This window comes from Paenisporosarcina sp. TG20 (assembly GCF_000286315.1).
Classification (GTDB): Bacteria; Bacillota; Bacilli; order Bacillales_A; family Planococcaceae; genus Paenisporosarcina.
The window spans coordinates 1-7,006 of sequence record NZ_ALJG01000173.1; the positions used below are offsets into that span (position 1 = coordinate 1).

Below are 7,006 nucleotides of genomic sequence, written 5' to 3' on the forward strand. Positions count from 1 at the left end.
AACGGAAATCACTAGACTTAAATAGAAGGCTATCTTATAAAGGACCGGGCAGACTTTGCCCGGTTTTTCTTATTGAAGCTATGTTGATGTAGATTTGTTCAAAGGAACCTATGAACCTTCATGATGAGATACTTTCATATCGCTAACAAAAAACTGCTCCCTGTAAAAGGAAGCAGCGAACGGATGGATATTTAATTTTAAAAGAAATATAAGCCAAAGCTGATAACAATACCACTTAAAATTAGAACGAATAAACAATATCCCATAATATCTTTCGCTCGTAACCCCGCGATTGCAAGAGCTGGTAAAGCCCAGAATGGCTGAATCATATTAGTCCATGCATCACCCCAAGCGATCGCCATCGCTGTTTTAGAGTAGCTAACACCTAGAGTTTGAGCTGCATCCAACATGATAGGTGCTTGCACAGCCCATTGTCCACCACCAGAAGGAACAAAAAAGTTAACAATTCCAGCTGAATAGAATGCGAATAGGGCGAAGGTATTTTCATTCGAGATACTAACGAATGCTTCAGACATAACTCCAGCTAAACCAGATGCTACCATCATGCCCATAATCCCCGCGTAGAATGGAAATTGTATGATAATGCCGCCAGCTGTTTTCACTGCATTTGTAACAGCAGCCAAAAAGCGTTTTGGTGTTCCGTGAAAAATGATTCCCAGAATCACAAAAATTAAATTAACGATATTTAAGTTCAAATCGAAGCCTTTTGTTGCAAAGTGATACCCTAGATAAACTAGTCCAAGTGCACCAATTAAGATTGAAAGCACATAGCTATTTTCCATTTTAGCAGCAGGTGTTAAGTCACCAACTTCTTCGACTTCTGTTGGCTCAATTAATAATTTGGGATCAACGATGAAGGTGTCTTCTTTTCTCGGCATCATCCATCGGTTTAATAAAGGAACTGTGATAATTAACAACCCAACAATCAGTAGGTTATATACAGAGAAAATTGTTTCACTTGTTGAGATTATCCCTATCTGTTCAGCAAATGGGTGGCCTTCTGTCGCGATGGATAAAGGAATTGATCCACCTAAACCACCATGCCAAACAATAAATCCTGAATAGGCACTTGCGATTAATAAGCGATAATCTACACCAGGTAATTGACGTGCAATCTCTTTTGCAAATAATGCCCCAATGACTAAGCCGAAGCCCCAGTTAATCCAGCAAGCGATTAAGGAAACAAAAGTCACTAGTAATATAGCAGAACCAGGTGATTTTGCTCCACTGGCCATGGTGCTAAGTAATTTCTTAAAGACAGGACTGCTGGCTAATACATGTCCAGCGACTAGGACAATCACCATTTGCATAGTGAATGCAAGTAACCCCCAAAAGCCATCGCCCCAATAAACTACCATATCTAGTGGACTTGAATCTGTTAAACCAATTCCTAATGCAAATACAAGTAAGGTTAAAATAGCAACAAATATGTATGGATCCGGTAAATATCGTTCCATTAGTGTGTTCGAAAAACGTGTAAGAGTTTTCATTTTATTTCCCCTTCCTATTGTTATTTCTTCCAATATATACTTTAACTTATGCTGAAAGTTTATGATATACGAATTATTAAACTATTCGAAGAAAATTCTTTATTTAGTGAAACAATATAGTTTTTAATCGGTCTAATAAAATAACGAGCTGTTGAAGAAAGGGAGCGATAAAGATTAAAAAGAAAAGTATGTGGGTCATTGCTGCTTCATTATTTGTGGTTTCCATTGTTTTATCATTTGCATTTTTAATTGATAAAGTGACTGTGAGTGCTTCATCTATTGCGTTGACAGAACAAGGATGGAAAGCTAACTTCTCCTCCCCATTAAAAGATTCTGCTATTCAAGATGGGGACATTTTCATAGTGGATCAACAAGGTAATAAAACGGATGCTGATATAAACCTTCATCAAAACGGTCACTCTATTGAAGTGACTGGGATGAAACCTGGCTCATATAAGCTTCAAGTAAATAAAGAAGCTGTAATTGCGGGGTACTTTAAATCCATGTCAACCAACCAGTTATCCTTTACGGTCCATGATGAATTGCAATCTGTTAAATCGGAAAAAGAATTAAAAGATTACTTTATAACGCTTCGAAAAATGTTTAATCAAAGATTTTCTCATGTAGAAGAGAGCACAACGGAGTCCTCAGCAGATTCTAGCAATAAATCTTCCGGAACGGGAGGAGGAGAGTACTCTCAAACCAATAATCAAGTAGAGGGCGTTGATGAAGCAGATCTCGTGAAGACGGACGGAGAGTATATTTACTCAATTATGAATGGGCGAGTCGTTATAACTGATATCCGAAAGCCTTCTGCTATGTTGAAAGTCGCAGAGATTCAACAAGAAGAAACATTCTATCCAATGCAATTATTTTTAAACGGAGATACATTAATTGTATTAGGTGACAAACAAACTCAACATGAGCTTCCGGATGTCTCCTCTTCTAATTCAGATAGAATAATGCTTCCACATATGGGTTATACGAGTTCGACTAATGTTAGGTTCTATGATGTGAAAGATGCTAAGAATCCCAAACTAGTTCGGGAAATTGGCACTGAAGGATATTTGAATGGTGCACGCAAAACAGACAATATGCTATACTTCGTAACCAATGTTGCACCTAATTATTGGATGTTAGAAGAAGGCGGAGATGTTGGGCTCCGTCCACATACATTTGATAGTAAAAAAAGCGACAAAGCTTCGCCTATGTCATACTCCGACATATCCATTCTACCTGGGACTTTAGAGGGGACATATAGTGTTATCACCGCCATGGACCTTAATAATCCAAAAGAATCTCAAGTAGTAACAAAAGGTTATTTAGGCGGTAGTCAAGCTATGTATATGTCAAAAGAAACGCTATATTTAACAGCACCGATTTATATGCCAAGAACACAAAACAATAACAAAATGTCTAGTACTATGTGGAATCCACAAGCAGCAAACACAGAAATTTTTAAATTTAAACTCAATGGGACCGCGGTAGACTTTGTTTCGTCGGGAGAAGTGACAGGTATGCTACTCAATCAATTTTCAATGGATGAGCATAAAGGATATTTCCGTGTCGTTACAACAAAAGGCTTTGCATGGAATAATGAAGAACCATCTGAGAACAATTTATTTATTTTAGACGCAGGAATGAAACAAGTAGGTTCAATTGAAGGGCTTGCAGAGGGAGAACGTATATATTCTGCTCGTTTTATGGGAGATAAAGCTTATATGGTGACATTTAGAGAAACGGATCCATTGTTTGTGATGGATGTGTCAAACCCTACGTCACCGAAAGTATTAGGAGAATTAAAAATCCCCGGATTTAGTAACTATTTACATCCATTAGATGAAAATCATTTAATTGGCTTTGGATATGATACAAAATCAATGCCAAATGAAAATGGATCAGAACCAAGAATTATTACTGGAGGAATGAAAATTTCTTTGTTTGACATAACGGACTTTTCTAACCCAAAAGAAAAAGATGTGGAGATTCTTGGAGGTCAAGGCACCTATAGCGCGCTTCAACACGATCACAAAGCATTATTCCAACATCGTGAAAAAGGATATTATGGTTTCCCGGTGACATTGTATGATGGCTCTAATCAAGAAGGATATGGAGAATTCTCTGGAGAAGGGGCAATTGTTTATAAAATTACGGCTGAAGAAGGAATTGAACAAGTTGGAAACATGATCAATAAGCAGAATTCAACTCAAACACATGAAAACTGGGAGAACTCAGTTCAACGGATGCTGTATGTAAGAGACTCACTATATACTATTTCCATGAAAGAAATTAAGAGTTATGATTTAAACACGTTTAAAGAAACTGGCATTGTCACATATTAAAATGAAGGCAGATTACTAAGCGCATAACTTAGTATCTGCTTTTTTTATATTGGTAAAAGAAATGAATTTCAGATATCAACAGCTAGCTGTTTCTCCCTATTAACGTAATCTAAGATCTGTAGTTTTAGTTGAGTCTATTAAAAAAACTACTATTCTTTGGGATTTACTTATTATAATTAGGAGAGAATTGGTTAGTTGCCCCAATAACACAGAAAGTTGCCCCAATCAGATAAATAGTTGCCCCAATCAGAAGAAAAGTTGCCTCAATAAGATGAAAAGTTGCCCCAATGAAGGCAAAAGAGCTAGGAAAAGATGAAAAAGTAGCTCCAATCAAGACAAAAGGGTCAGAAAAAAATGAAAAATTGTCTCAATCAAGGAAAAATGTCCAGAAAAAGATGAAAGAGTGGCCCCTATCAAATCAAACTGACCAGAAAAAAATGAAAAGTAGTACAACTTAAGCAAATTGTACAGAAAAAGATACATATATGTTCCAATTAAAGCTAAGAATTAGCCAATTAGATCAAGTTGAAATCAGGCCAATGTGAGATGCACTCTTTCATTCGTGTTAGTTACAGATACAGTGATAAACTCTCCTGTCTATACATTAAAGTAACGCCAAGACTTAAAGACAGTATTAAAAGGCCGAAATTGTATCTTCGGCCGCCTTGAATTTTATAGAGTAGTATTTATTCTCTCATCCACCCAAATCAGTAGGCTTTTTGCGCGAGTCGGAAACTTAATCCGCAACAATTGAAATATGTTCAAATGCAGTCACGTCAAACAATCCAGTATCGGTTAATTTAAGAGAAGGAATCACGGGTAGGCTGAGAAACGATAAGGTAAGGAATAAATGAAAATTGTTCGTTGGATGGATGGTGTGCAAGGCTTCATGCAACTTAGATAGAGACTGAATCGCAACATCTAAGGGTGTTTGCGTCATTAGTCCAGCGACTGGCAAAGCGACTGAAGCCAGAATCTGACCCTTGTTTACAACGACTAATCCTCCTTGCATATCTTGTAAGGCTTGAATGGCAATTATCATATCGGAATCATTCGTGCCGAGAACAATTGCATTATGTGAATCATGTGCAATGGTTGTTGCAACCGCACCACTTGGTAACCCGAATCCTTTTACAATACCTAATCCTATCGTGTGTTTTTGATGATGGCGTTCAATCACGGCTAATTTTAGTTGATCCCGTTCAATATTGGGAGCGAATAGTCCATTCTTTACATCGACGTGTTCAACCAATTTATTAGTTACAAGTTGGTTTGGAATAATCTCGATAATATTTGCTTTCTCCCCTTCGAGAAAGGGAATTGCCAAGTCTTCTAATCTTAATGAAGGTAAGTGAACTGATTGGCTAATGCGAACTGAACAGACCTCTTGAGCGGTTGGAGCGTTACCCATCACGCCTTGTTCAGCTACTTTAACACCATCTTTCCATACGGAAGACACGTCAAAAAATTCAAGATTATCGAGAATGATAAAATCTGCTTGAAAACCCGCTGCTAGTGCCCCTTTATTCGACAATCCGTAACATTCAGCCGCATTTAAAGTGGCCAATTGAATAGCTTGCAGCGGTTCCATTCCTTCCGCAATCGCCAGTCGAATCGCATGGTCAATGCTTCCTTCACTTACCAATTCATCTAAATGCTTATCATCCGTACAAAATAAGAATCTTCGGGCGTTATGTGGAGTAACAGCAGGCAGTAAATCCTTTAAGTTCTTGGCAGCAGAACCTTCACGGATTAATACATACATGCCCTGAGCGATACGATCTCGTGCTTCATCAGCTGTCACACATTCATGGTCGGTTTGAATACCAGCGGCTCGATATCCACGAATTTCTTCACTTTGTAAACCAGCACCATGGCCATCAATTCGTAAGTTTGCTTCCTGTGTCATTGCAAGTTTTGCAAGCATTCCGTCATCCCCAGTTAGAACGGACGGATAATCCATTACTTCCGCCAGTCCAAGAACGCGAGGATGGGAGAGAAGAGGCTGTAAGTCAGATGCCTCTAGCTTTGCACCAGCGTTTTCAAATGACGTCGAAGGTACACTAGAAGGAAGCATCACATAAATATCCATTGGGCTTTTTTCTGCATCTCTTAGCATGAATTGTATTCCTTCAACACCAGCCACATTTGCAATTTCGTGGGGATCGGTCACAACTGTGGTTACCCCATGAGGAAGTAATACATCTCCGAAAGCAGACGGCGTTAACATTGACGATTCGATATGGATATGACCATCAATTAAGCCTGGAACGACATAGCGTCCCAGTGCATCTACCTCATCAATTGCTTCAAATGAATTAGTAGAATCAATCGCAACAATCATCCCGTCTGTAATAACCACGTCTGCATTTGTCCAAGTTAACGAAAACACATCGGCTACATATGCGTTTCGCAGAATGAAATCAGCTGGTTGTTTCTTCTGAGATACCGCAATTCGTTTTTTAAGTTTTTCTATTGTAGGTACCATTTTATTCTCTCCTTATTAACAAACTTATAAGTTTTCTTTGTTAATGTCATTGTTATCAGACATAGTGTTTGCTAATTATATACGCTTTACAGGTTAAAACACAGTAGAAAGACGAAAATCTTATATTTAAGTATTGGGATTTACTTTAAATTAGAGGGTGAAGAATATTTTAAAAAGGTAATGCAATTTGGTACAAGTTACTCTCCTATATGCGGAGTGTATCTTGTGCTTTTTTAACAAAAATTAGAAAGCGAATAAATTAAGAGTGCCATAAATCCAGTATTCCCGGTATTTTAAGGAGTAGGTTCTAGTATGATACCGCTGATTTGCTCTCCAGGCGGACCGCCCGCAACGGAAATTATACTGGAAACCAAAGTCGATACTATATGGAATGTCCTTCTAGACTGATACTAAAATCATTGGTCTTAAAGGACCGGGCCGACTTTGCCCGGTTTTTCTTACAATATTAGAAAGTATATGACTATAAAGTTCCAAAAACCCTGTATTCATGGTGTTTTTAGTATATAGACACTAACATGCTAAAACAGAATATCTTTAATTGATTCTCGTTACTCCATTATTGTGAGTGGTGATTGCCTATTTAGAAGCGCAGTTTCCTGCAGTGGTTTGCATCATGAATACTGAAATTCTGGTATTTTGAGCAA

Annotated in this window: 4 protein-coding genes; 2 read left to right on the plus strand and 2 right to left on the minus strand. The window is 38.0% G+C overall.

The window, feature by feature from the left end; all coding sequences use genetic code 11:
* Window positions 1-197: 197 nt before the first annotated feature.
* Entirely contained in the window at window positions 198-1,511 is a 1,314-nt protein-coding gene (locus B371_RS0102635) for a short-chain fatty acid transporter (protein ID WP_019412766.1), read from the minus strand.
* A gap of 188 nt (window positions 1,512-1,699) precedes the next feature.
* Here B371_RS0102635 and B371_RS0102640 point away from each other — a divergent pair, with 188 nt between their 5' ends.
* Window positions 1,700-3,853 (plus strand): beta-propeller domain-containing protein, encoded by a 2,154-nt coding sequence (locus B371_RS0102640; RefSeq protein ID WP_019412767.1) that lies wholly within the window; start codon window positions 1,700-1,702, stop codon window positions 3,851-3,853.
* A gap of 287 nt (window positions 3,854-4,140) precedes the next feature.
* Complete coding sequence (locus B371_RS23315; protein ID WP_019412768.1) at window positions 4,141-4,311, plus strand: hypothetical protein; 171 nt, start codon at window positions 4,141-4,143, stop codon at window positions 4,309-4,311.
* Window positions 4,312-4,589: 278 nt separating this feature from the next.
* Here the strand turns inward: B371_RS23315 and ade are convergent, their stop codons facing one another.
* Complete coding sequence (ade, locus tag B371_RS0102650) at window positions 4,590-6,341, minus strand: adenine deaminase (protein ID WP_019412769.1); 1,752 nt, start codon at window positions 6,339-6,341, stop codon at window positions 4,590-4,592.
* Between the last annotated feature and the right edge of the window lie 665 nt (window positions 6,342-7,006).

Coding starts and splice junctions, on each gene's coding strand:
- B371_RS23315 (WP_019412768.1), top strand. CDS start 4,141: ATGAAGGCAAAAGAGCTAGGAAAAGATGAAAAAGTAGCTCCAATCAAG.
- B371_RS0102635 (WP_019412766.1), bottom strand. CDS start 1,511: ATGAAAACTCTTACACGTTTTTCGAACACACTAATGGAACGATATTTA.
- ade (WP_019412769.1), bottom strand. CDS start 6,341: ATGGTACCTACAATAGAAAAACTTAAAAAACGAATTGCGGTATCTCAG.
- B371_RS0102640 (WP_019412767.1), top strand. CDS start 1,700: ATGTGGGTCATTGCTGCTTCATTATTTGTGGTTTCCATTGTTTTATCA.